Source organism: gamma proteobacterium symbiont of Axiagastus rosmarus, assembly GCF_059730925.1.
In genome coordinates this window covers 1,275,627-1,296,652 of record NZ_AP035925.1, presented here as the reverse complement: position 1 = coordinate 1,296,652, position 21,026 = coordinate 1,275,627, and the positions used below count along the sequence as shown (strand labels likewise).

Annotated in this window: 20 protein-coding genes and 4 tRNA genes; 12 read left to right on the top strand and 12 right to left on the bottom strand. The window is 56.7% G+C overall.

The genetic code is table 11. The features are described from left to right. Positions 1 to 9 precede the first annotated feature (9 nt). A complete protein-coding gene (gene gltX / locus AC6I8F_RS05955) occupies positions 10 to 1,431 on the bottom strand; it encodes a glutamate--tRNA ligase (RefSeq protein WP_021508239.1) in 1,422 nt (473 codons plus the stop codon). 273 nt (positions 1,432 to 1,704) lie between these two features. On the opposite strand from gltX, the gene AC6I8F_RS05950 reads away from it, so the two are divergent. From AC6I8F_RS05950 to AC6I8F_RS05930, 5 genes are all read left to right on the top strand, one after another. Further along, positions 1,705 to 1,780 (top strand) — tRNA-Val (locus AC6I8F_RS05950). A 41-nt stretch (positions 1,781 to 1,821) separates the two neighbouring features. Further along, positions 1,822 to 1,897, top strand: a tRNA-Val gene (locus tag AC6I8F_RS05945). 41 nt (positions 1,898 to 1,938) lie between these two features. Then, positions 1,939 to 2,014 (top strand) — tRNA-Val (locus tag AC6I8F_RS05940). 4 nt (positions 2,015 to 2,018) lie between these two features. Further along, a tRNA-Lys gene (locus AC6I8F_RS05935) sits at positions 2,019 to 2,094 on the top strand. Between the two features lie 719 nt (positions 2,095 to 2,813). Continuing rightward, positions 2,814 to 3,170 carry a FlxA-like family protein gene (locus tag AC6I8F_RS05930; protein WP_021508090.1) on the top strand — a complete coding sequence of 119 codons (357 nt, stop codon included), beginning with the start codon at positions 2,814 to 2,816 and terminating at the stop codon, positions 3,168 to 3,170. Here AC6I8F_RS05930 and AC6I8F_RS05925 read toward each other — a convergent pair. Then, positions 3,167 to 4,087 (bottom strand): LysR family transcriptional regulator, encoded by a 921-nt coding sequence (locus tag AC6I8F_RS05925; protein ID WP_021508089.1) that lies wholly within the window; start codon positions 4,085 to 4,087, stop codon positions 3,167 to 3,169. The genes AC6I8F_RS05930 and AC6I8F_RS05925 overlap by 4 nt on opposite strands. A gap of 101 nt (positions 4,088 to 4,188) precedes the next feature. Between AC6I8F_RS05925 and AC6I8F_RS05920 the strand changes: the two genes are divergently transcribed. Then, positions 4,189 to 5,190: a bile acid:sodium symporter family protein gene (locus tag AC6I8F_RS05920; protein WP_021508088.1), complete on the top strand. Its 1,002-nt coding sequence runs from the start codon at positions 4,189 to 4,191 to the stop codon at positions 5,188 to 5,190. Between the two features lie 31 nt (positions 5,191 to 5,221). On the opposite strand, the gene AC6I8F_RS05915 is transcribed toward AC6I8F_RS05920, so the two are convergent. The 3 genes from AC6I8F_RS05915 to zipA all read right to left on the bottom strand — a co-directional run bounded on the left by AC6I8F_RS05915 (position 5,222) and on the right by zipA (position 8,516). Beyond that, positions 5,222 to 5,440, bottom strand: coding sequence for a DUF3820 family protein (locus AC6I8F_RS05915; RefSeq protein ID WP_021508087.1), 219 nt, complete (start codon positions 5,438 to 5,440; stop codon positions 5,222 to 5,224). A 1-nt stretch (position 5,441) separates the two neighbouring features. Further along, entirely contained in the window at positions 5,442 to 7,460 is a 2,019-nt protein-coding gene (gene ligA, locus AC6I8F_RS05910) for an NAD-dependent DNA ligase LigA (protein WP_058781777.1), read from the bottom strand. Between the two features lie 72 nt (positions 7,461 to 7,532). Continuing rightward, positions 7,533 to 8,516 (bottom strand): cell division protein ZipA, encoded by a 984-nt coding sequence (zipA, locus tag AC6I8F_RS05905; protein WP_498028616.1) that lies wholly within the window; start codon positions 8,514 to 8,516, stop codon positions 7,533 to 7,535. 217 nt (positions 8,517 to 8,733) lie between these two features. Here zipA and cysZ point away from each other — a divergent pair, with 217 nt between their 5' ends. From cysZ to crr, 6 genes are all read left to right on the top strand, one after another. Beyond that, positions 8,734 to 9,495, top strand: a complete 762-nt coding sequence (cysZ, locus tag AC6I8F_RS05900; RefSeq protein ID WP_058781776.1) for a sulfate transporter CysZ — start codon at positions 8,734 to 8,736, stop codon at positions 9,493 to 9,495. Positions 9,496 to 9,635: 140 nt separating this feature from the next. Next, entirely contained in the window at positions 9,636 to 10,607 is a 972-nt protein-coding gene (gene cysK, locus AC6I8F_RS05895) for a cysteine synthase A (RefSeq protein WP_021508083.1), read from the top strand. A 16-nt stretch (positions 10,608 to 10,623) separates the two neighbouring features. Continuing rightward, complete coding sequence (locus tag AC6I8F_RS05890) at positions 10,624 to 10,818, top strand: hypothetical protein (protein WP_021508082.1); 195 nt, start codon at positions 10,624 to 10,626, stop codon at positions 10,816 to 10,818. Between the two features lie 178 nt (positions 10,819 to 10,996). Continuing rightward, positions 10,997 to 11,254, top strand: coding sequence for a phosphocarrier protein Hpr (gene ptsH / locus AC6I8F_RS05885; protein ID WP_007889063.1), 258 nt, complete (start codon positions 10,997 to 10,999; stop codon positions 11,252 to 11,254). Positions 11,255 to 11,413: 159 nt separating this feature from the next. After that, on the top strand, positions 11,414 to 13,141 hold the full coding sequence (gene ptsI / locus AC6I8F_RS05880) for a phosphoenolpyruvate-protein phosphotransferase PtsI (protein ID WP_021508081.1): 1,728 nt from the start codon (positions 11,414 to 11,416) through the stop codon (positions 13,139 to 13,141). A 42-nt stretch (positions 13,142 to 13,183) separates the two neighbouring features. Beyond that, a complete protein-coding gene (gene crr / locus AC6I8F_RS05875) occupies positions 13,184 to 13,687 on the top strand; it encodes a PTS glucose transporter subunit IIA (RefSeq protein ID WP_010617547.1) in 504 nt (167 codons plus the stop codon). A gap of 244 nt (positions 13,688 to 13,931) precedes the next feature. On the opposite strand, the gene AC6I8F_RS05870 is transcribed toward crr, so the two are convergent. From AC6I8F_RS05870 to AC6I8F_RS05840, 7 genes are all read right to left on the bottom strand, one after another. Continuing rightward, entirely contained in the window at positions 13,932 to 15,293 is a 1,362-nt protein-coding gene (locus AC6I8F_RS05870) for an ATP-binding protein (protein ID WP_021508080.1), read from the bottom strand. Next, positions 15,290 to 15,970 (bottom strand): response regulator transcription factor, encoded by a 681-nt coding sequence (locus AC6I8F_RS05865; protein WP_021508079.1) that lies wholly within the window; start codon positions 15,968 to 15,970, stop codon positions 15,290 to 15,292. The genes AC6I8F_RS05870 and AC6I8F_RS05865 overlap by 4 nt, the downstream gene beginning before the upstream one ends. Before the next feature lie 173 nt (positions 15,971 to 16,143). After that, on the bottom strand, positions 16,144 to 17,028 hold the full coding sequence (gene cysM, locus AC6I8F_RS05860; RefSeq protein WP_058758351.1) for a cysteine synthase CysM: 885 nt from the start codon (positions 17,026 to 17,028) through the stop codon (positions 16,144 to 16,146). Positions 17,029 to 17,100: 72 nt separating this feature from the next. Beyond that, positions 17,101 to 18,189 (bottom strand): sulfate/thiosulfate ABC transporter ATP-binding protein CysA, encoded by a 1,089-nt coding sequence (gene cysA / locus AC6I8F_RS05855; protein WP_282996160.1) that lies wholly within the window; start codon positions 18,187 to 18,189, stop codon positions 17,101 to 17,103. Further along, on the bottom strand, positions 18,179 to 19,051 hold the full coding sequence (cysW, locus tag AC6I8F_RS05850) for a sulfate/thiosulfate ABC transporter permease CysW (protein ID WP_021508076.1): 873 nt from the start codon (positions 19,049 to 19,051) through the stop codon (positions 18,179 to 18,181). Before cysW ends, cysA begins: the two co-directional genes overlap by 11 nt. Next, complete coding sequence (cysT, locus tag AC6I8F_RS05845) at positions 19,051 to 19,884, bottom strand: sulfate/thiosulfate ABC transporter permease CysT (RefSeq protein ID WP_021508075.1); 834 nt, start codon at positions 19,882 to 19,884, stop codon at positions 19,051 to 19,053. Before cysT ends, cysW begins: the two co-directional genes overlap by 1 nt. Beyond that, on the bottom strand, positions 19,884 to 20,900 hold the full coding sequence (locus tag AC6I8F_RS05840; protein ID WP_132464837.1) for a sulfate ABC transporter substrate-binding protein: 1,017 nt from the start codon (positions 20,898 to 20,900) through the stop codon (positions 19,884 to 19,886). The genes cysT and AC6I8F_RS05840 overlap by 1 nt, the downstream gene beginning before the upstream one ends. Positions 20,901 to 21,026 lie beyond the last annotated feature (126 nt).

The window sequence follows — 21,026 nt, the reverse complement described above, 5'->3', positions numbered from 1 at the left end:
TCAGCTCAATCAGGCCTGTGCTTCACGCTCCGCGATGAACGCCAGCGCTTTTTCGATACGCGCCACGCTGCGGCTGCGGCCGATGGCTTCCACCGTCACGTCGAGTCCAGGCGACTGACCGGCACCGGTTACGGCAACGCGCAGCGGCATACCGACTTTGCCCATGCCGAGCTCGAGTTCATCCGCAGCAGCCTGGATGGCGTGATGCACGTTTTCCGCATTCCAGTCGCTGTCGCTGATGGCCGCCAGCTTGTCGCGTACCACTTCCAGCGGCTGACGCGCCACCGGACGCAGATGCTTTTTCGCTGCATCCGCATCAAACGCGTCAAACTCTTCATAGAAGTAGCGGCAGGACGCGGCGATTTCGACCAGCGTTTTGCAACGCTCACCCAGCAGCGTCACCAGCTTCGCCAGCTCCGGTCCGGTGCGGGTATCGATATTCTGCTGCTCAATGTGCCACTGCAGCTGGGTCGCGACATATTCCGGCGGCAGCGTATTAATGTAGTGGTGGTTGAGCCACTGCAGTTTCTCGGTGTTGAAGGCGCTGGCCGACTTGCTTACCGCATCGAGGGTGAACAGTTCGGTCATTTCCGCCACGCTGAAAATCTCCTGATCGCCATGTGACCAGCCGAGGCGCACCAGATAATTAAGCAGCGCTTCCGGCAGGTAGCCGTCGTCGCGATACTGCATGACGCCCACTGCGCCGTGACGCTTGGACAGCTTTTTACCGTCATCGCCAAGGATCATGGATACGTGCGCATAAGTTGGCACTTCCGCACCAATCGCTTTCAGGATGTTGATCTGACGCGGCGTGTTATTGATATGGTCTTCACCACGAATAACGTGCGTGATGCCCATATCCCAGTCGTCGACCACCACACAGAAGTTGTAGGTCGGTGAACCGTCGGTACGGCGGATGATCAGATCATCCAGTTCCTGGTTGCTGAATTCGATCGGACCACGAATCTGATCGTCAAAAATCACCGAACCGTCCTGCGGGTTGCGGAAGCGCACCACGCACGGCTCATCGACAGCATGATGTTCATGGCTGTCGCGGCAGCGGCCGTCATAACGGGGCTTCTCGCCTTTTTCCATCTGCTCTTCACGCAGCGCTTCCAGACGCTCTTTCGAGCAATAGCATTTATAAGCAGTACCGGCTTCCAGCATTTCGTCGATAACGTCGTTATAACGGTCGAAACGTTTGGTCTGGTAGTACGGGCCCTCATCCCAGTCGAGATTCAGCCAGTTCATCCCATCCATAATGGCTTCGATCGCTTCCGGCGTGGAGCGCTCCAGGTCGGTATCTTCGATACGCAGGACGAATTCGCCCTGGTTATGGCGAGCATAAAGCCATGAGTAAAGCGCAGTACGCGCACCACCGACGTGCAGGTAGCCCGTCGGGCTGGGTGCGAAGCGAGTTTTGATTTTCATTCAGCATTGCCTTAAATGCGCAGGTTTCGTTGTCTGGATGACAAAAAAACGGGTTAACGCGGAAAAACAGTGCGCATATTCTAGCAGGTGAGGCTGATTCCTCAATCACTGTCACGCTGGCGGCGCGGGCAGAAGTGCGTTTTTCTGCTAATAAAACCAGCACATTGGCTAAAAGCGCTGCATGATGTCTAAATTTAAAGCGAACGCACATTTATGTTTTAAAAAGCGTTGACTCACTTCGAAGGATCCCTATAATGCGACTCCACACAGCGGGGGTGATTAGCTCAGTTGGTAGAGCATCTCCCTTACAAGGAGGGGGTCGGCGGTTCGAGCCCGTCATCACCCACCACTCTTAATGAGATGGCCCGCAGTGAACAAGAGATAAGATATGGGTGATTAGCTCAGTTGGTAGAGCATCTCCCTTACAAGGAGGGGGTCGGCGGTTCGAGCCCGTCATCACCCACCATATCTTAGTCAGATGACACTCTTGTTAAGCAGTACCGAAGTGGGTGATTAGCTCAGTTGGTAGAGCATCTCCCTTACAAGGAGGGGGTCGGCGGTTCGAGCCCGTCATCACCCACCACTTCGGGTCGTTAGCTCAGTTGGTAGAGCAGTTGACTTTTAATCAATTGGTCGCAGGTTCGAATCCTGCACGACCCACCAAATTCAGAAAAGAGCGCCCTCAGGGCGCTTTTTTCGTTTCTTCACATCCCACTCCCCAGGCTGACAGTGAAGCTGAAACTGCATTCAACTACGGTTGCACGTTTGGTAGCGGCGCAATTTATTGCGCGATGAATCGCGCCGCTACGAATAATGTGCGATTTGCGATTGCTATATCTGAGCGCTCTTACGTTCTCACGGCGCCTTTTTTCGTTTCTTCATATCCCACTTCCCAGGCTACCAGTTAAGCTGCAACTGCGTTAAACCATGGTTGCACGTTTGGTAGCGGCGCAATTTATTACGCGATAAATCGCGCCGCTACGAATAGGGTGCGACTTGCGGTTGCCTTACCTGGTTGCCCTTACGCCATCAGGGCGCTTTTTTCGTTTCTTCACATCCCACTCCCCAGGCTGCCAGTTAAGCTGTAACTGCATTCAATCAAAGTTGCACATGTGGTAGCGGCGCAATTTATTGCGCGATGAATCGCGCCGCTACGAATAATGTGCGATTTGCGATTGCCTTACCTGACCGCTCTTACGTTCTCAGAGCGCTTTTTCGCTTCAGCTGTGAAGAAAGAACCCGCTCAGCCTGAGGCCGTGCCCGCCCTATCCCCTTCCGCCCTCGTTCCTGACGAAACCTTTTCGCAAATTTAACACCTCTCACCCTCAAGCCGCAGCGGCTGCGTTCCGATAACGAAAGGGCACATTTGCAAGGAGAACGTTATGACCACCATTTCGACCAATACCAATATTGGCAGCAGCAGTACTTCCGGCTCCGGAAGCGCATCCGGCAGTAGCGATAGCGCCTCGAAAATCGCCAGCCTGACCAAACAAATCGCCAGTTTGAACGATGAACTGAAAGACATCGCGAAGGACAAAAGCCTGACCGAGAAGCAAAGAAAGGATAAGCAGGAGACGATTAACGCGCAGATTCAGCTGCTGCAGGCGCAAATCCAGCAGTTGCAGAAGCAGGAAAAGGAGAAAGCGGAGCAGAAGCAGGAGAAACAGGAGGTTACTGCAGTGAAAGCGGATGGTATCAACCGTCCAACCGACAGCAACCAACTTGACGTTTATGTTTAAAACGCCGGATTAAGCGCGCGATCCTGCGTCAGCAGCGCCGCCTGCTGACGCACTTCCTGCCAGATAGCCTCCGCTGCCGGGGTGAGTGACCGGTTTTTGCGTTTAATCAGCATCAGGCTGCGATTGATCTCCGGATAGAGCCGGCGCACCGTTAGCTTACGTCCGGACGGCAGCGGCAGCGCCAGTGCCGGTAAGATACTGATGCCAATGCCCGCTTCCACCATCGGATAAAGCGTGGCCGGATGGCCAATCTCCTGCACCACCTGCACGTTCAGCGCCAGCCGCTGCAATGCGGCATCGACCAGCAAACGGCTGCCCGACGCGTAATCCTGCAGCACCATAGCGCGACCAGCCAGCATTGACCACTGAGCCTGCGGCACCTGCGCCAGCGCATCATCCTGATGGCACAACAGTAAAAACGGCTCCTGCAGAATCTCCTCGCTATCGAAATCCGCATCCTGCAGCGGACCGATGACGATGCCAAAATCGACTTCCGCATTGCGCACGCTCTGCAATACCCACTGCTGCACGCGGTCGTGCAGAATCACCCGAATGTCGGGGTAGCGCAGTTGGCTGCTGGCCAGACATTGCGGCATCAGATGCGCCGAGGGCGTCTGGCTGGCCGCCACGCGCACCGTGCCGCTGCGCTGCTCGCCATAGCTGCGCACATCGAGCAGGGTGGTATTGAGCTCCTCCAGCAGTCGTTCCAGCCGCGTTGCCAGTTGCTGTCCGGCTTCGCTCAGTAACACCTCTCGCGTGGTGCGATCCAGCAGCCGTACGCCCATCTCCGCTTCCAGCTCTTTAATACTGTGACTGACAGCCGACTGGCTCAGCCCAATCGCCTGCCCTGCCTGGCTGAAACTGCCGTGCTGCGCCACCGCCACAAAGGTGCGCAACTGTCGTAAGGTGTAATTCATCGATTGTGCTCATAGATTAATGCAATAAATCAATTTTATTTCTAAACGCGTCTGACGCACAATCAGCAGCATCATTTATTACATTTAACCGGATTGTAACAATGGGCTTTTTACGACTTGACCCGATGATGGTCAAACTCATCATCACCGTGCTGCTGGCCAGCTTCTTCCCGGCCAAAGGCGGGTTTGTCGATTTCTTCGAATACCTGACCACCGCGGCCATCGCCCTGCTGTTCTTCATGCACGGTGCCAAACTGTCGCGCGAGAAGATCATCGCCGGCAGCAGCCACTGGCGGCTGCATCTGTGGATTATGTGCAGTACCTTCGTGATTTTCCCGATCCTTGGCCTGCTGCTGGTGTGGTGGCATCCGGTTAATGTCGGCGCGGAGATTTACACCGGTTTCCTCTACCTGTGTATCCTGCCGGCGACGGTGCAGTCCGCGATTGCTTTCACCTCCATGGCGGGCGGTAATGTTGCCGCGGCGGTGTGTGCTGCCTCCGCCTCCAGTCTGCTGGGCGTCTTTATTTCGCCGCTGCTGGTTAACCTGGTGATGAATGTGCACAGCGATGCGCCGGGTAACGGCCTCGAGCAGATTGGTAAAATCATGCTGCAGCTGCTGGTGCCCTTTGTACTGGGACACCTGGCACGCCGCTGGATTGGTGGCTGGGTGGAGAAGCATCGCAGCCTGATTGGCAAAACCGATCAAACCTCGATTCTGCTGGTGGTCTATTCGGCGTTCAGTGAAGCGGTGGTTAACGGCATCTGGCACCGCGTCGGCGTTGATACTCTGCTGTGGATTTTGGCTGGCAGCCTGCTGATTCTGTTCGTCGCACTGGCGATCAACCTTGGCGCTTCCCGGCTGTTTGGCTTTAGCCGTGCGGATGAGATTGTGGTGCTGTTTTGCGGCTCGAAAAAGAGCCTGGCAAACGGCGTGCCGATGGCTAACATTCTGTTCCCGGCCAGCGCGGTGGGGATTATTGTCCTGCCGCTGATGATCTTCCATCAGGTCCAGCTGATGGTGTGCTCGTTCATTGCCCAGCGCTATAAAGCCGGCAATGAGAAGAAGCTGGCGAAGCAACAGATAGAAGCGCAGAAGTCATAAAACATCAGGCCCGCAATTGCGGGCCTGTCACTTATTCACTGCGCTTGAGCGGTTTAACTAAGCCCTGTAAGCCTTCGATTTTGATCGCCAGCGTCAGCTGCATCAGCTCACCCAGTTTGCCGGCGGGAAACTCATTTTTACGCGCAAACCACAGCAGATACTCTTCCGGCACATCGATCAGCATCCGCCCTTTGTATTTGCCAAACGGCATCGCGGTATTGGCAATCTCAACCAGCTGCTGCTTATCCATCTCAGGCGCCCAGTAAGCGAATCATTTCGGCTTCATCGATCACCGCAATCCCCAGCTCCTGCGCTTTTGCCAGCTTGGAACCGGCGGCCTCACCGGCGATCAGCAGATCGGTTTTTTTCGATACGCTGCCGCTGACTTTGGCTCCCAGCGCCGTCAGCCGCGCTTTGGCATCGTCACGGTTCATCTGCGATAGCGAGCCAGTCAGTACCACGGTTTTTCCGGCGAACGGGCTGTCGATCTCTTCGGCTTTGACCACCACCACCGCCGGCCAGTGCACGCCCACCTCCTCCGTCAGTTGGCGGATCACTTCACGGTTACTCTCCTCTTCCATGAAGTTGCGCACGTGCGCTGCCACCACTTTGCCGACGTCCTGTACCGCAATCAGCGCATCAAGGTCAGCGTTCATGACCTTTTCCAGCTCGCCAAAGTGGTTCGCCAGGTTGGCCGCCGTCGCCTCGCCCACTTCGCGGATGCCGAGCGCATACAGGAAGCGCGGCAGCGTGGTGAATTTGGCTTTTTCCAGCGCGTCCACCACGTTTTGCGCCGATTTGGGCCCCATGCGGTCCAGTCCGGTCAGCTTGCCGGCGGTGAGACGGAACAGGTCGGCCGGGGTTTTGACGTACTCTTTTTCCACCAGCTGGTCGATGATTTTATCGCCCATGCCGTCCACGTCCATCGCACGGCGTGAGACAAAGTGCTTCAGCGCCTCTTTACGCTGCGCGCCGCAAATCAGCCCGCCGGTACAGCGCGTTACGGCTTCGCCTTCCACACGCTCTACGTCAGAGCCGCAAACCGGACAGTGGCTGGGGAACACAATCTCGCGCGCATCCGCCGGACGTTCGGATTCCACCACGTTGACCACCTGCGGAATCACGTCACCGGCGCGGCGAATCACCACTTTGTCACCGATACGCAGCCCCAGCCGGGCGATTTCATCGGCGTTGTGCAGCGTCGCATTACTGACTATCACACCCGCGACCTGCACCGGTTCGAGGCGCGCCACCGGCGTAATCGCGCCGGTACGTCCAACCTGAAACTCAACGTCGCGCACGATCGTCATCTGCTCCTGCGCCGGGAACTTGAATGCCACCGCCCAACGCGGTGCGCGCGCCACAAAGCCCAGCTGCTCCTGCAGCGCCTGCGAATCGACTTTGATCACCACGCCGTCAATATCAAAGCCGAGTGACGGGCGGTCCTGCTCAACCTGGCGATAAAATGCCAGCACCTCATCCGCGGTGTGCACCAGACGAATCCGATCGCTGACCGGTAATCCCCAGGCCTTAAACTGTTGCAGACGCTGCCAGTGGCTGGCAGGCATTTCGCCGCCCTCCAGCAGGCCAAAGCCGTAGCAGAAGAAGGTCAGCGGACGTTTCGCGGTGATACGCGGATCGAGCTGGCGCAGCGAGCCGGCTGCCGCATTACGCGGGTTGGCGAACACTTTGCCGCCGGTGCGTCGCGCTTCCTCATTCAGCTTCTCAAAGCCGCTTTCAGTCATGAAAACTTCGCCGCGCACTTCTACCCGCGCCGGAATATTGTCGCCATGCAGGCGCAGCGGAATGGCGTGAATGGTGCGCACGTTCGCCGTGATGTTTTCGCCGGTGGTGCCATCGCCGCGCGTGGCGGCACGCACCAGCAGGCCGTTTTCATACAGTAAACTTACTGCCAGACCATCCAGCTTCAGCTCGCAGCAATAGGTGAGATCGTCAGTGCTTTTCAGGCGATCCTGCACGCGCTTATTGAAGGCAAGAAATCCGGCTTCATCAAAGGTGTTATCGAGCGACAGCATCGGCACTTCGTGGCGCACCTGTTCAAAGGTGGCAAGCGGTGCCGCGCCCACGCGCTGGGTGGGAGAATCCGGGGTGATTAAATCTGGATGTGCACTCTCCAGCTCACGCAGTTCGCGCATCAATCGGTCATATTCTGCATCCGGGATTTCCGGCGTATCCATCACGTGATAGAGGTATTCGTGGTGGCGTAACGTGGTGCGCAGCGCGGTGATCTGCTCCTGAACCGATGTCATATTCTCTCGTCCGATAAAAAACCCCCGGCAAGCGGGGGTTATTTAGTTAAAGGGTGATACTGCTGGCGGCGCTTAGCCAATAACCTCGCGGATGCGTGCTTTATAGGTTTCCAGCTTTTGTGGTGTCATCATGCGACGCTCATCATCCAGCACCACGCCACCGACATCATCGGCGATGCGCTGTGCCGATTGCAGCATCAGCTTAAAGTTCTGATTGGCGTCACCGTAGGACGGCACCATCATAAAGATTGAGACGCCCGGCGTGGTGAAATCGCCCATTTCATCCGGATTGAACGAACCCGGTTTGACCATGTTTGCCAGGCTGAACAGCACCGGACCGCTGCCGGCCGGGCTGAGATGGCGATGGAAAATGTTCATTTCACCAAACTGGAAGCCGGCCTGCAGAATGCCCTGCAGCAGCGCTTCACCGTTCAGTGCGCCACCGGCATGCGCGGCAACGTGCAACACCAGCACCGCTTCTTTTTTACTGCCCGGCGCAGCGGGCTGCGGTTGCGGTGCAGCTTCCTGCACAGGCGCAGGTTCAGGTTGTTTAACCTCCGGCTCGGCGGCGGTAAACTCCGGTGCCGGCTGGGTGGCGGACAGCGGTTCATTATCCAGCAGCGGATCGGCCTGAATCGGTTGTGGCTGTGGCACGGGATGCACCACCGGCGCCTGCGGTTGTGGCGCAGGTGCAGACTGACGTACCGGCGCATCGTCCAGCAGCGGATCGCCGCTTAACGGCGTTTCCTGGCGTGGGAACGGCTGACGCACCGGTTCCGGCGCACGCGGAGCAGCAGGTTTGGTGACCGGCGCATCGAACTGCGGCTCGTCTTCGGCATCACGCTGACGACGCACGCGTACTTCGCCGACGCCATCGTCTTCGCTGTTCAGCAGATCATCGTCATCCGCTTCTTCACGCTGTTTCAGACGTTTGTGCGGGCGATCGCGAAACACGGAAGAGCGCTCTTTACGGCTGGTCCACAGTCCGTGAAGAAGCAGCGCTATTATGGCGATCGCGCCAACAACGATTAATATCAGACGCAAATCCTGCATCATTGTATTCTCTGTTGTTCCAATACCTTGCCACCACGGCAAACTTTATCCTCTAACTGTATTTGCCCAGCTACACAAGTGCAAGTCTGTGCAGTATTTTCTGACAAATAAGATAGCTGCCCCACGCTTTTTTGCTGTTTTTTCGCGCAAAGTGCGCCTGTCACCGATAAAAAGCCAGGTTATGATGTTGGCGCCGCTACATAAAGGAGAAAGGCTCGCTATGCCCGCTGAGAATTCGGTCTCATCCATGAATGGTATTCATTATTTTGCCCAGGGCTGGAAACTGGTGCGTCTGCCCGGTATCCGCCGCTACGTCATCATCCCGCTGCTGGTGAACATTGTGCTGCTGGGCGGTGCGTTTATCTGGCTGTTTCAGCGCCTCGGCCAGTGGATTCCACAGCTGATGTCGCACGTGCCGGACTGGCTGCAGTGGCTGAGCTATCTGCTGTGGCCGCTGGCGGTGATTTCGATTGTGCTGGTATTCAGCTATTTCTTCTCCACCATCGCCAACTGGATTGCCGCGCCGTTTTGCGGCCTGCTGGCGGAGCAGCTGGAAGGGCGTCTGACCGGAAAACCGCTGCCGGACAGTGGCTGGCTCGGCATGATGAAAGACATCCCGCGCATCATGAAGCGCGAGTTACAGAAGCTCGGCTACTATTTGCCGCGCGCGCTGGGCCTGCTGCTGCTCTATTTTATCCCCGGCTTTGGCCAGACCGTGGCGCCGGTGTTGTGGTTTCTGTTTAGCGCCTGGATGCTATCAATACAATATTGCGACTATCCGTTCGACAACCACAAAGTCAGTTTTCCTCAGATGCGTAACGCGCTGCGTCAGCATAAAACCGCCAATATGCAGTTTGGCGCGCTGGTCAGTCTGTTCACCATGATTCCGATCCTCAATCTCGCCATCATGCCGGTCGCGGTATGCGGCGCGACCGCCATGTGGGTCGATCGCTACCGCAGCCAGCATGCGCGTCATCTATAATGCATCAAAAAGCCTTATGCATTTTTGCATCAGGCTTATGGTCGCAGGCTATATAGATATACGATTTCTTTCCTTCCGCCGGGGGTCAGAACAGGTATGCTCTGAGGGTTCCCAATATTTCATACAGTTAAGGACGGGCTATGAGTAAGATCTATGAAGACAACTCTCTGACAATTGGTCATACGCCGCTGGTTCGACTGAACCGCATCGGTAATGGACGCATTCTGGCGAAGGTCGAGTCGCGTAACCCGAGCTTCAGCGTTAAATGCCGTATCGGTGCCAATATGATTTGGGACGCAGAAAAACGCGGTATTCTGAAACCGGGCGTTGAGCTGGTAGAGCCAACCAGCGGCAACACCGGCATTGCGCTGGCCTATGTCGCCGCTGCGCGCGGCTACAAGCTGACGCTGACCATGCCTGAGACCATGTCGATTGAACGCCGCAAGCTGCTGAAAGCGCTGGGCGCCAATCTGGTACTGACCGAAGGGCCAAAAGGCATGAAGGGCGCCATCGCTAAAGCAGAAGAGATTGTTGCCAGCGATCCGGACAAATATGTGCTGCTGCAGCAGTTCAGCAACCCGGCCAACCCGGAAATTCACGAAAAGACTACTGGCCCGGAGATCTGGGAAGACACTGACGGCGCCGTAGACGTTTTCATTGCCGGCGTGGGCACCGGCGGTACGCTGACCGGCGTGAGCCGCTACATCAAGAACACCAAAGGCAAGCAGGATTTGATCACCGTGGCCGTTGAGCCAACAGATTCCCCGGTCATCGCGCAGGCGCTGGCGGGCGAAGAGATCAAACCGGGCCCGCACAAGATTCAGGGCATCGGTGCCGGTTTTATTCCGGGCAACCTTGACCTGAAACTGATTGACCGCGTGGTGGCCATCACCAATGAAGAAGCGATCAGCACCGCGCGTCAACTGATGGAAGAGGAAGGCATTCTGGCCGGTATCTCTTCCGGTGCAGCAGTGGCGGCTGCCCTTAAGCTGCAGGAAGATGAAGCCTTCGCCAATAAAAATATTGTGGTGATTCTGCCCTCTTCCGGCGAACGCTATCTCAGTACCGCACTGTTTGCCGATCTGTTCACCGAAAAAGAGCTGCAACAGTAAACGACAGAGTCTGAAAATGATGAAAAAAGCACCCAAATGGGTGCTTTTTTGTGGCGCAGATCTCACTTTTACCACCGGGCAGATTGATTTCAGTGATGCGGCTCTGGTATTTAAGCAGCCAATTATTTCGGTGCCTGAAATTAATCTGCCTTTGAAGTGGATCAAGCTGAATCGATTTACTGATTTGGTGAAACGGCGAATCACGGCATAATCAGCAGAGTGACGTATTGCAGCAGTTTTGATCCGTCATCGAAAAAATGACTTTTTCATTCAAGCGCATTTTTTGGTCAGCGTGATGCCGTACCAGCGCACCTACACAGGCTAAAGTTACGGCTCCAGGCTAGACTTTAGATCCATAACACCAAACCTGATAAAGTTGGGGAAATAGAATGTTCCAGCAAGAAGTTACCATTACCGCACCTAACGGCCTCCATACCCGTCCTGCAGCTCAGTTCGTGAAAGAAGCGAAGGCTTTCCAGTCTGAAATCACTGTTACTTCTAACGGCAAATCTGCCAGCGCGAAAAGCCTGTTCAAACTGCAGACTCTGGGTCTGACTCAGGGTACGGTTGTTACGCTTTCTGCAGAAGGTGAAGACGAGCAGCAGGCGGTTGAGCATCTGGTCAAACTGATGGCTGAACTGGAGTAATTCCGCTCCGGCAAGCCATTAAACCGACTCCTTTGCCCCATTGAGTGCAATTATGTTGATCGCGGACAACCTGTCCGCGTTATTGCTTCCTTAGAGTACTGCTCCGCGACAGTGGCAACGCATTGGGTCAATGAGCCATCGTGATTAAAAGGTAGGGTTATGATTTCAGGCATTTTAGCATCACCGGGTATCGCTTTCGGCAAAGCACTGCTGCTGAAGGAAGACGAGATCGTCATCAGCCGTAAAAAGATTACTGACGACCAGGTTGAGCAGGAAGTTCAGCGCTTCCTCGACGGTCGCAGCAAAGCAGCCGGGCAGCTTGAAGCCATCCGTGTGAAAGCCGGTGAAACCTTCGGTGAAGAGAAAGCGGCGATCTTTGAAGGTCACATCATGCTGCTCGAAGACGAAGAGCTTGAGCAGGAAATCATCGACCTGATTAAAAAAGATCACGTAACCGCTGACGCCGCCGCCCACTCTGTGGTTGAAGGCCAGGCGAAAGCGCTGGAAGAGCTCGACGACGAATATCTGAAAGAGCGCGCGGCTGACGTACGTGACATCGGCAAGCGTCTGCTGCAGAACATTCTGGGTCTGCATATCGTTGACCTGAGCGCCATTGCTGACGAATCCATTCTGGTGGCGAAAGATCTGACGCCATCCGAAACCGCACAGCTGAACCTGAAAAAGGTGCTGGGCTTCATTACCGATCTGGGTGGCCGTACTTCACACACCTCGATCATGGCGCGTTCGCTGGAGCTGCCTGCGATTGTCGGCACCGGCAATGTGACCGCTACCGTGAAAAACGGTGATTTCCTGATTATCGATGGCGTGAACAACAAGATTTACGTCAATCCGACCGACGACGTGCAGGAAGAGCTGAAAGCGATTCAGACGCAGTATCTGTCTGAGAAGCACGAGCTGGCGAAACTGAAAGATCTGCCAGCGATTACGCTGGACGGCCATCAGGTTGAAGTGTGCGCCAACATCGGTACCGTGCGTGATGTCGCCGGTGCTGAGCGCAACGGCGCAGAAGGTGTAGGTCTGTACCGTACTGAATTCCTGTTCATGGACCGCGATTCGCTGCCAAGCGAAGAAGAGCAGTTCCAGGCTTACAAAGCCGTGGCGGAAGCAATGGGTTCCCAGGCCGTGATCGTGCGTACCATGGACATCGGCGGCGACAAAGATCTGCCGTACATGAACCTGCCAAAAGAAGAGAACCCGTTCCTCGGATGGCGTGCGATTCGTATCGCCATGGACCGCAAAGAGATTCTGCATGCCCAGCTGCGCGCCATTCTGCGTGCGTCTTCCTTCGGCAAACTGCGCATCATGTTCCCGATGATCATTTCGGTTGAAGAAGTGCGCTTCCTGAAGGCTGAGCTGGAGATGCTGAAGGCACAGCTGCGTGAAGAAGGTAAAGCCTTTGATGAGTCCATTGAAGTGGGCATCATGGTGGAAACCCCGGCTTCCGCAGTGATTGCCCGCCATCTGGCGAAAGAAGTCGACTTCTTTAGTATTGGGACAAATGACCTGACGCAGTATACTCTGGCGGTCGATCGTGGTAATGATTTGATTTCACACCTCTATAACCCAATGACGCCATCTGTACTGGGCCTCATTAAGCAAGTGATCGACGCATCACATGCCGAAGGGAAATGGACCGGCATGTGTGGTGAGCTGGCTGGTGATGAACGTGCTACACTACTGTTACTGGGAATGGGGCTGGACGAATTCAGCATGAGTGCCATTTCAATCCCAAGCATCAAGAAGATCATTCGCAATACCAATTTCGAAGATGCGAAGGCACTGGCAGAGCAGGCTCTGGCTCAACCCACAGCGGAAGATTTGATGAACCTGGTGAACAAGTTCATCAAAGAAAAAACGCTCTGCTGAGCCACGAGACGCTGGCCCCAAATTACTGCTTAGGAGAAGATCATGGGTTTGTTTTCTAAACTTTTTGGCGATAAATCAGAGAGCGCGTCAGGGACTATCGATATCGTTGCGCCTCTGTCAGGCGAAATCGTGAATATCGAAGACGTACCTGATGTGGTATTCGCAGAGAAAATCGTCGGTGATGGTATCGCCATCAAACCTACTGGCAACAAAATGGTTGCACCAGTGGATGGTACTATCGGCAAGATTTTCGAAACCAACCACGCATTTTCTATCGAGTCTGATAACGGCATCGAACTGTTCGTGCACTTCGGTATCGACACGGTAGAACTGAAAGGTGAAGGCTTCAAACGCATCGCTGAAGAAGGCCAGAAAGTGAAAAAAGGCGATGTGGTGATCGAGTTTGATCTGCCGCTGCTGGAAGAGAAAGCCAAATCCACGCTGACCCCGGTCGTGATCTCGAATATGGATGAGATCAAAGACCTGGTGAAACTCTCCGGTCAGGTTACCGTGGGCGAAACGCCGGTTATCCGCATCAGGAAGTAAACCGCGCTGATTGCGTGAAAACGGCACCCAATGGGTGCCGTTTTTGTTTGTTTCACACGCTGATGAATGATTTGCAGGCGAGCGCTTCTGGCAAAGCGCACCGTGCCTGTTTGAGGGCGGGACGACCGGGCAGAGGAGCGAAGCGTCCCGCGCCATGGATGGCGCGGGACGAGGCCCAGGGACGGTTTATGCCGTCTTTGCGATCTGTCCGGTCGTCCTGACCGCCTGCGCCTGGCATGATGATTTACGCCTGCTTCCAGCGCGGCAGCCGCAGTGTCACTTCCAGCCCGCCTTCCGGACGATTCACTGCCTGAACTTCGCCGTGATGGGCCAGAACCACTTTGCGCACGATCGACAGCCCCAGCCCGTAGCCTTTGCCCATTAGCGGTGAATTCACCCGAACGAACGGATCGAAGATACTCGACAGCTTCTCATCATCCACGCCCGGCCCCTGATCGCGCACGCGAATTGCCAGCCACTGATTCTCCGCCTGCAACTGCACGCTAATGTGCTGCCCCTGATGCGAGAAACGCAGCGCGTTGCGCAGCACATTCTCCACGCCGCGGCGGATCAGCTCAGCATTACCGCGCACGGTGTAATCTGCGTTCTCATCCACCAGAAAATCTACGTGCACACCGGGGATCTGCGCTTCGTAGCGCACATCGGTTACCACCGCATGCAGCAGGCCGGTCAGGTCAAAATACTGCTCGCCAGGCATGCTCTCATGTTCAGCGCGCGACAGCGTCAGCAGTTCGCCGATCATCTTATCCAGACGGCGCGCCTCCTCGTCGATGCGATTGAGTGAGGATGCTACCGACTCCGGCGTCTGACGCGCCAGACCGGTGGCTAATTGCAGGCGCGCCAGCGGGGAGCGCAGCTCGTGGGAGATATCGTGCAGCAGCTCCTCGCGCGCTTTCACCAGCGTATCCAGCCGTTCCACCATCGCATCAAAATCCTGGGCCACAATCGACAGCTCATCATGGCGGCGGCGCATCACCGGATAGAGCCGCACCGACAAATCACCGCGCGACACGCGGGCAAACCCCTCGCGCAGCTGACGCATTGGCCGCGTCAGGTTCCACGCCAGCAGCAGACTGAACAGCAGCCCCAGCGCGCCGGCAAAGGTAAACATCGGCTCGGGGATATTCAGAATACGACGCGGGCCTCCGCCACCCATTGAACTGTCTTCGCGCAGTCCTTTGACGTCATAGCGCAGTTCGTACTCTTTACCGTCAGCGCCCTTCACCCAGCGCACAATCACCTGCGGAAACGGGCCGTGAAACGGCTGATTAAAGGTCTCCGGCGGCGCATTGTCCGGCGTAGTGGCCGGTCTGGCGTGCTGAATCACTGAGAAAAACTGGCGATCGTTCGGCTCCCAGTCGGCCATCATATCGTCGAGCGAGCTGGGGCCGCCGCGCTCCAGTACCGACACCGCCGAAGCCATTTGCAGATTAACGATCCGACGCACCGCCACAATCTCCGGCGGCTCGTGACGGTTTCCTGACAAGGTAAAGCCCAGCCACAGCAGCTGGCTGATAATCACAAACACAATCCAGAAGCCCAGCAGGATCTTCCAGAACATGCGGCCACGGTAGCTGTGTTTCATCGAATGCGATAACCAATGCTGCGCACGGTTTCAATATTCACGCTGTCTGCGGTTAGCGCAGCCAGCTTCTGGCGGATGTTGCTGATGTGCACATCCACGCTGCGATCGTAAGCTTCACGCGGACGGCCCAGCCCCTTTTCCGACAGCTCATCTTTGGACACCACGCGGTCCGGTGCGCGCAGCAGCAGATCCAGCAGATTGAACTCCGACGCGGTGAGATCAAAAGCTTTGCCCTGCCACTCCGTGATACGCGTAGCCGGGTTCAGGCTGAGATCGCCCCAGCGCAGGACCTCTTTCTTATCCGGCACCGGTGCCTGATCTTCAAAGCGACGCAGCACCGCGCGCAGACGCGCCACCAGCTCGCGCGGATAGCAGGGTTTGGGCACGTAGTCGTCCGCGCCCATCTCCAGGCCGATAACGCGATCGATATTGTCGCCCTTCGCCGTCAGCATAATCACCGGCAGGCGGCTGTTCTGCCGCACCTGACGCAGCACATCAATACCGCTCATATCCGGCAGCATGATGTCGAGAATCATCGCGGTGTAGTGTCCGGATAACGCCCCTTCAATCCCGGCGCTGCCGGTCAGCACCAGCTGGGTTTCAAAACCTTCGGCAATCAGGTACTGGCTCAGCATGGTGCCAAGTTCAACATCGTCATCAACAAGCAGGATTTTCATCTTTTTCTCTCGTACAAAATTGCCGCTATTTTGTCCTGAGTGCCGCGGGAAAGCAGCCGGTTTTACGCGATCCTTACAGTGACCGCGTCAGAACATGCTTAGGGAGACTATAGACAAAAATGGCCCGTACGCCGCGTCACAAGGCGCACGAAGCCAGAAACAGGCGGGGGGAACTAGCGGTGAAAAACGCCGGTGGAGAGATAGCGATCGCCGCGATCGCAGACAATGGCGACAACCACACTGCCCGGCTGCGCCGTCGCGATGCGCAATGCGCCAGCCACAGCCCCACCTGAACTGACGCCGCAGAAAATGCCTTCGCGCTGCGCCAGCGCGCGCATGGTCTCTTCTGCCTCCTGCTGCGCCATATCTATCACTTCATCCACCAGTTCCGGACGAAAAATCCCCGGCAGATAGGCCGCCGGCCAGCGACGAATACCGGGAATACTGCTGCCCTCCTGCGGCTGCAAACCAATCACTTTCACCGCCGGAGCAAACTCTTTCAGATAGCGCCCGACGCCGCTGATGGTGCCGGTGGTGCCCATGCTGGAGACAAAATGTGTCATACGACCGTGGCTTTGCTGCCAGATCTCCGGACCGGTGGTGAGATAATGGCCGAGCGGGTTGTCGGGATTATTAAACTGATCCAGCACTTTGCCTTCACCGCGCTGCGCCATGGCCTGCGCCAGATCGCGTGCGCCCTCCATGCCCTGCTCGCGTGTCACCAAAACCAGCTCAGCCCCGTAGGCGCGCATCGCATCCTGACGCTCCTGGCTCATGTTCTCCGGCATCAGCAGGCGTAACCGGTAGCCTTTCAGCGCGGCAATCATCGCCAGCGCAATGCCGGTATTGCCGCTGGTGGCCTCGATCAGGGTGTCGCCGGGCTGGATTTCACCCCGCAACTCAGCGTGGTGGATCATCGACCAGGCCGCGCGATCTTTCACCGAACCTGCCGGATTGTTGCCTTCCAGCTTGAGCCAGATTTCGCTGCCGTTATCCGGCGTCAGGCGCTGCAACTTAATCAGCGGCGTATTGCCGATGGTGTTTTCCAGAGTGGTCACGGTGTCATTCCAGCCGAAAGGAGTACAAATAAATCGGGCGGGAAAATCCCGCCCGAAGGAGTGACAAAAATATCAGGCGCTTTCGGCAAAGGCAACCGGGCGCAGCGGCGTGGTGCCCTGATAGATACGTGCCTGTTGCAGACCAACAAACAGCCGTTCGCCGCGGATTGGCGCCGTCTGTTCACCGGCGAATACCACCGAGATTGGCTCGCTCTGCCAGCCGACGGGCTGAACCACCAGCTGCCAGAAGTGGCCACGCGGACTGATCTCCAGCACCTGCACCGGTAACGGCGTCTCCAGGCTACTCTGGCGTGACACGTCCACTTCCCACGGACGCAGGAACAGCTCCACATCGCCCTGATGCGCTGGCGTATAGCCCAGCGGCCAGCGATGTGCGCCAACATGGAACTGCGAGCCGTGCACTTCGCCGTCAAAGCGGTTCACTTCGCCAAGGAACTCCAGCACGAAGCGGGTCGCGGGCTCGCGCCACACGTCATCCGGTGCGCCCACCTGCTCAATATTGCCCTGACTCATTACCACCACGCTATCCGCTACTTCCATCGCTTCTTCCTGGTCGTGGGTCACAAACACGCTGGTAAATTTAAGCTCTTCATGCAGCTGACGCAGCCAGCGGCGCAGCTCTTTACGCACCTGGGCATCCAGCGCGCCAAAGGGTTCGTCCAGCAGCAGAATCTGCGGCTCAACCGCCAGCGCACGCGCCAGCGCCACGCGCTGTTTCTGCCCACCGGAGAGCTGTGCCGGGTAGCGGTTGGCCAGATGTGCCAGCTGCACCATCTCCAGCAGACGGGTAACGCGCTGGTTAATTTCGGCGCTGTTCGGACGCTCGCGGCGCGGCAGCACCGTCAGGCCAAAGGCAATGTTGTCGAACACCGTCATATGGCGGAACAGCGCATAGTGCTGAAACACAAAGCCGACCTGACGATCGCGGGCGTGCGTGCGGCTGACGTCTTTGCCATGAAAATGGATCTGCCCGCTGTTCTGGTGCTCCAGCCCGGCGATAATGCGCAGCAGCGTGGTTTTACCTGAACCGGACGGTCCGAGCAGCGCCACCATCTTGCCGGAAGGAATATCCAGAGAGATATCGTTCAGCACCGGCGTGCGGCCAAATGCTTTATTAATGTGTTTAATCTCAATGCTCATGATTTTCCTCCTGTTGGCGCTTCTGCTGATGCTCTAATCGCCACTGCACCACGCTTTTCAGAAACAGCGTCACAATTGCCATCAGGGTCAGCAGCGCGGCGGCGGTAAAAGCGCCCACGGTGTTGTAATCCTGATGCAGTAATTCAACCTGTAAAGGTAAGGTATAGGTTTCGCCGCGAATGGAGCCGGACACTACCGATACCGCACCAAATTCGCCGATGGCACGCGCGTTGGTCAGTACCACGCCGTATAGCAGCGCCCAGCGGATATTTGGCAGCGTCACGCGGCGGAACATCTGCCAGCCAGACGCGCCCAGCAGCACGGCGGCTTCATCTTCGTGGCTGCCCTGGCTCAGCATCACCGGCACCAGCTCGCGCACCACAAACGGACAGGTAACGAAAATCGTCGCCAGCACCATACCTGGCCAGGCAAACATCACCTGGATGTTGTGCGCATCAAGCCAGCCGCCAGCCGGGCCGTTCACACCCCAGAACAGCAGATACATCAGACCGGCCACCACCGGCGACACGGCAAACGGAATATCGAACAGCGTCAGCAGCAGCTGGCGACCGGGGAAAGTAAAGCGCGTCACCAGCCAGGCCAGCAGCGTGCCGAACACCAGGTTAACCGGCACGGTAATCAGCGCCACCAGCACCGTCAGCCAGATGGCATGCAGCATGTCACCATCCTGCAGGTTGCTAAAAGCCTTGCCGATGCCCTGCCCCAGCGCCTCCCAGAAGATGGAGACCATCGGCACCACCAGCAGGCCAATCGATACCAGCACGCCAATGCCGATCAGCAGCCATTTGCCCCAGTTCACCGGCTGACGCTCGGCATGATTGATCTGTGAAATCTCAGCCATCAGTGACCTCCCAGACGGCGGCCAAAGCGGCTCTGCAGGGTGTTAATCGCAAACAGCAGCAGCAACGACGCCGCGAGGATCACCGAAGCGATGGCGCTGGCGGCCGGATAATCAAACTCCTGCAGGCGAACAAAAATCATCAGCGAGGTCACTTCAGTTTTCCAGGCGATGTTACCGGCGATAAAGATCACCGCGCCAAATTCACCGAGGCTGCGGGTAAACGACAGCGCGGTCCCGGCCAGCAGCGCCGGCGCGACTTCCGGCAGCACCACGCGCCGGAAACTCTGCCACGGTGTGGCACCAAGGGTTTCCGCCGCTTCCTCATACTCCGGGCCTAACTCTTCCAGCACCGGCTGCACGGTACGCACCACAAACGGAATGCTGGTGAAAGCCATCGCTACTGCGATACCGAGCCAGGTGTAAGACACTTTGATATCAAAATGCGCCAGCCACTGACCGTACCAGCCGTTAACCGAAAACAGCCCGGCCAGCGTCAGGCCGGCCACCGCCGTCGGCAGCGCAAACGGCAGGTCCATCAGGCCATCCAGCAGCGTACGGCCGGGAAAACGATAGCGGGTCAGGATCCACGCCATCAGCATGCCAAACACCGCGTTAAACAGCGAGGCCACGCCCGCTGACAGCAGCGTGACTTTATACGCCGCCACCAGTTGCGGATTGCTGATCACCTGCCAGTACTGCGCCAGCGTCATCTGCGACAGCTGCATGATTAGCGCGCTGATCGGCAGCAGCAGAATCAGGCAGGTAAACAGCAGGCTGGTGCCGAGGCTGAGGCCAAAGCCGGGCAGAACGCGTTTCTGTGCAGAAGCCAACATCAGCCGCGCCCCGCTGCCAGTAATTTATCCAGCTCACCGCCGCTGGCGAAGTGGGTTTTCATCACCTGCGGCCAGCCGCCAAACGCGTCATTAACATTGAACAGCGCAGTCTGCGGGAAGCGATCTTTCTGCTCCGCCATCAGCTGCGGGTTGTTCACGCGATAGTAAAAGCCGGTGATGATTTTCTGCGCCTGCGGCGTGTAGAGGTAGTTAAGATAGGCTTTCGCCGCTTCCGCCGTCCCGTTGTGTTCGACGTTCTTATCGACCCACGCGACCGGGAATTCAGCAAGGATGTTGGTTTTCGGCACAATCACTTCGTATTGGTCTTTACCGTACTGGTTACGGATATTGTTCACTTCCGATTCAAAGCTGATCAGCACATCACCCAGCCCGCGCTCGGCAAAAGTGGTGGTGGCACCACGGCCGCCGGTATCAAACACTTCGACGTTCTTCAGGAACTTCGTCATAAACGCTTCGGTTTTGGCCTGATCTTTGCCGTCCGCCTGGTCGGCAGCGCCCCACGCAGCCAGATAAGTGTAACGGCCGTTACCGGAGGTTTTCGGATTCGGGAAAATCAGCTTCACGTTATCGCGCGCCAGATCGGCCCAGTCATGAATCTGCTTGGGATTCCCCTTGCGCACCAGGAAGGCCATGGTGGAATAAAACGGTGAGCTGCTGTTGGGCAGACGACTCTGCCAGTCGGCCGGGATCAGGTTACCTTTGTCGTGCAGCACCTGCACATCGGTCACCTGATTATAGGTCACGACATCGGCACGCAACCCCTGCAGAATGGCCAGCGCCTGTTTTGAGGAGCCCGCATGTGACTGTTTAATGGTCAGCTTGTCGTCAGGGTGCGCCGCGTTCCACTGCTGTTCAAACGGCGCATTCAGGGCAACAAACAGTTCACGTGACACATCGTAAGAGCTATTGAGCAGCTCTGTTGCCTGTGCCGCGCCCGCTAAACTCAGCGACAGCGCTATACCGCCAAGCCATTTTTTCGAAACCGAACGTGTCATGCTGCACCCTGAGAAATGGAGTTCGAGCCTATGCCATTAGATGCTGTCAGTGTATTTATAACTCTGGCGAAAGCTGTAACGGTTTTATATATCGTTTAGGGATTTCAAAGTCTAAAAAGGCATAAG

Excerpts from the sequence above, each read along its gene's own strand:
- cysA (WP_282996160.1), bottom strand. The coding sequence starts at position 18,189 with ATGAGCATTGAGATTAAACACATTAATAAAGCATTTGGCCGCACGCCG.
- AC6I8F_RS05870 (WP_021508080.1), bottom strand. The coding sequence starts at position 15,293 with ATGAAACACAGCTACCGTGGCCGCATGTTCTGGAAGATCCTGCTGGGC.
- AC6I8F_RS05930 (WP_021508090.1), top strand. The coding sequence starts at position 2,814 with ATGACCACCATTTCGACCAATACCAATATTGGCAGCAGCAGTACTTCC.
- AC6I8F_RS05890 (WP_021508082.1), top strand. The coding sequence starts at position 10,624 with ATGATGAAAAAAGCACCCAAATGGGTGCTTTTTTGTGGCGCAGATCTC.
- gltX (WP_021508239.1), bottom strand. The coding sequence starts at position 1,431 with ATGAAAATCAAAACTCGCTTCGCACCCAGCCCGACGGGCTACCTGCAC.
- ligA (WP_058781777.1), bottom strand. The coding sequence starts at position 7,460 with ATGACATCGGTTCAGGAGCAGATCACCGCGCTGCGCACCACGTTACGC.
- AC6I8F_RS05925 (WP_021508089.1), bottom strand. The coding sequence starts at position 4,087 with ATGAATTACACCTTACGACAGTTGCGCACCTTTGTGGCGGTGGCGCAG.
- AC6I8F_RS05840 (WP_132464837.1), bottom strand. The coding sequence starts at position 20,900 with ATGACACGTTCGGTTTCGAAAAAATGGCTTGGCGGTATAGCGCTGTCG.
- ptsI (WP_021508081.1), top strand. The coding sequence starts at position 11,414 with ATGATTTCAGGCATTTTAGCATCACCGGGTATCGCTTTCGGCAAAGCA.
- AC6I8F_RS05920 (WP_021508088.1), top strand. The coding sequence starts at position 4,189 with ATGGGCTTTTTACGACTTGACCCGATGATGGTCAAACTCATCATCACC.
- zipA (WP_498028616.1), bottom strand. The coding sequence starts at position 8,516 with ATGATGCAGGATTTGCGTCTGATATTAATCGTTGTTGGCGCGATCGCC.
- ptsH (WP_007889063.1), top strand. The coding sequence starts at position 10,997 with ATGTTCCAGCAAGAAGTTACCATTACCGCACCTAACGGCCTCCATACC.
- cysZ (WP_058781776.1), top strand. The coding sequence starts at position 8,734 with ATGCCCGCTGAGAATTCGGTCTCATCCATGAATGGTATTCATTATTTT.
- cysW (WP_021508076.1), bottom strand. The coding sequence starts at position 19,051 with ATGGCTGAGATTTCACAGATCAATCATGCCGAGCGTCAGCCGGTGAAC.
- crr (WP_010617547.1), top strand. The coding sequence starts at position 13,184 with ATGGGTTTGTTTTCTAAACTTTTTGGCGATAAATCAGAGAGCGCGTCA.
- AC6I8F_RS05915 (WP_021508087.1), bottom strand. The coding sequence starts at position 5,440 with ATGGATAAGCAGCAGCTGGTTGAGATTGCCAATACCGCGATGCCGTTT.
- cysT (WP_021508075.1), bottom strand. The coding sequence starts at position 19,884 with ATGTTGGCTTCTGCACAGAAACGCGTTCTGCCCGGCTTTGGCCTCAGC.
- AC6I8F_RS05865 (WP_021508079.1), bottom strand. The coding sequence starts at position 15,970 with ATGAAAATCCTGCTTGTTGATGACGATGTTGAACTTGGCACCATGCTG.
- cysK (WP_021508083.1), top strand. The coding sequence starts at position 9,636 with ATGAGTAAGATCTATGAAGACAACTCTCTGACAATTGGTCATACGCCG.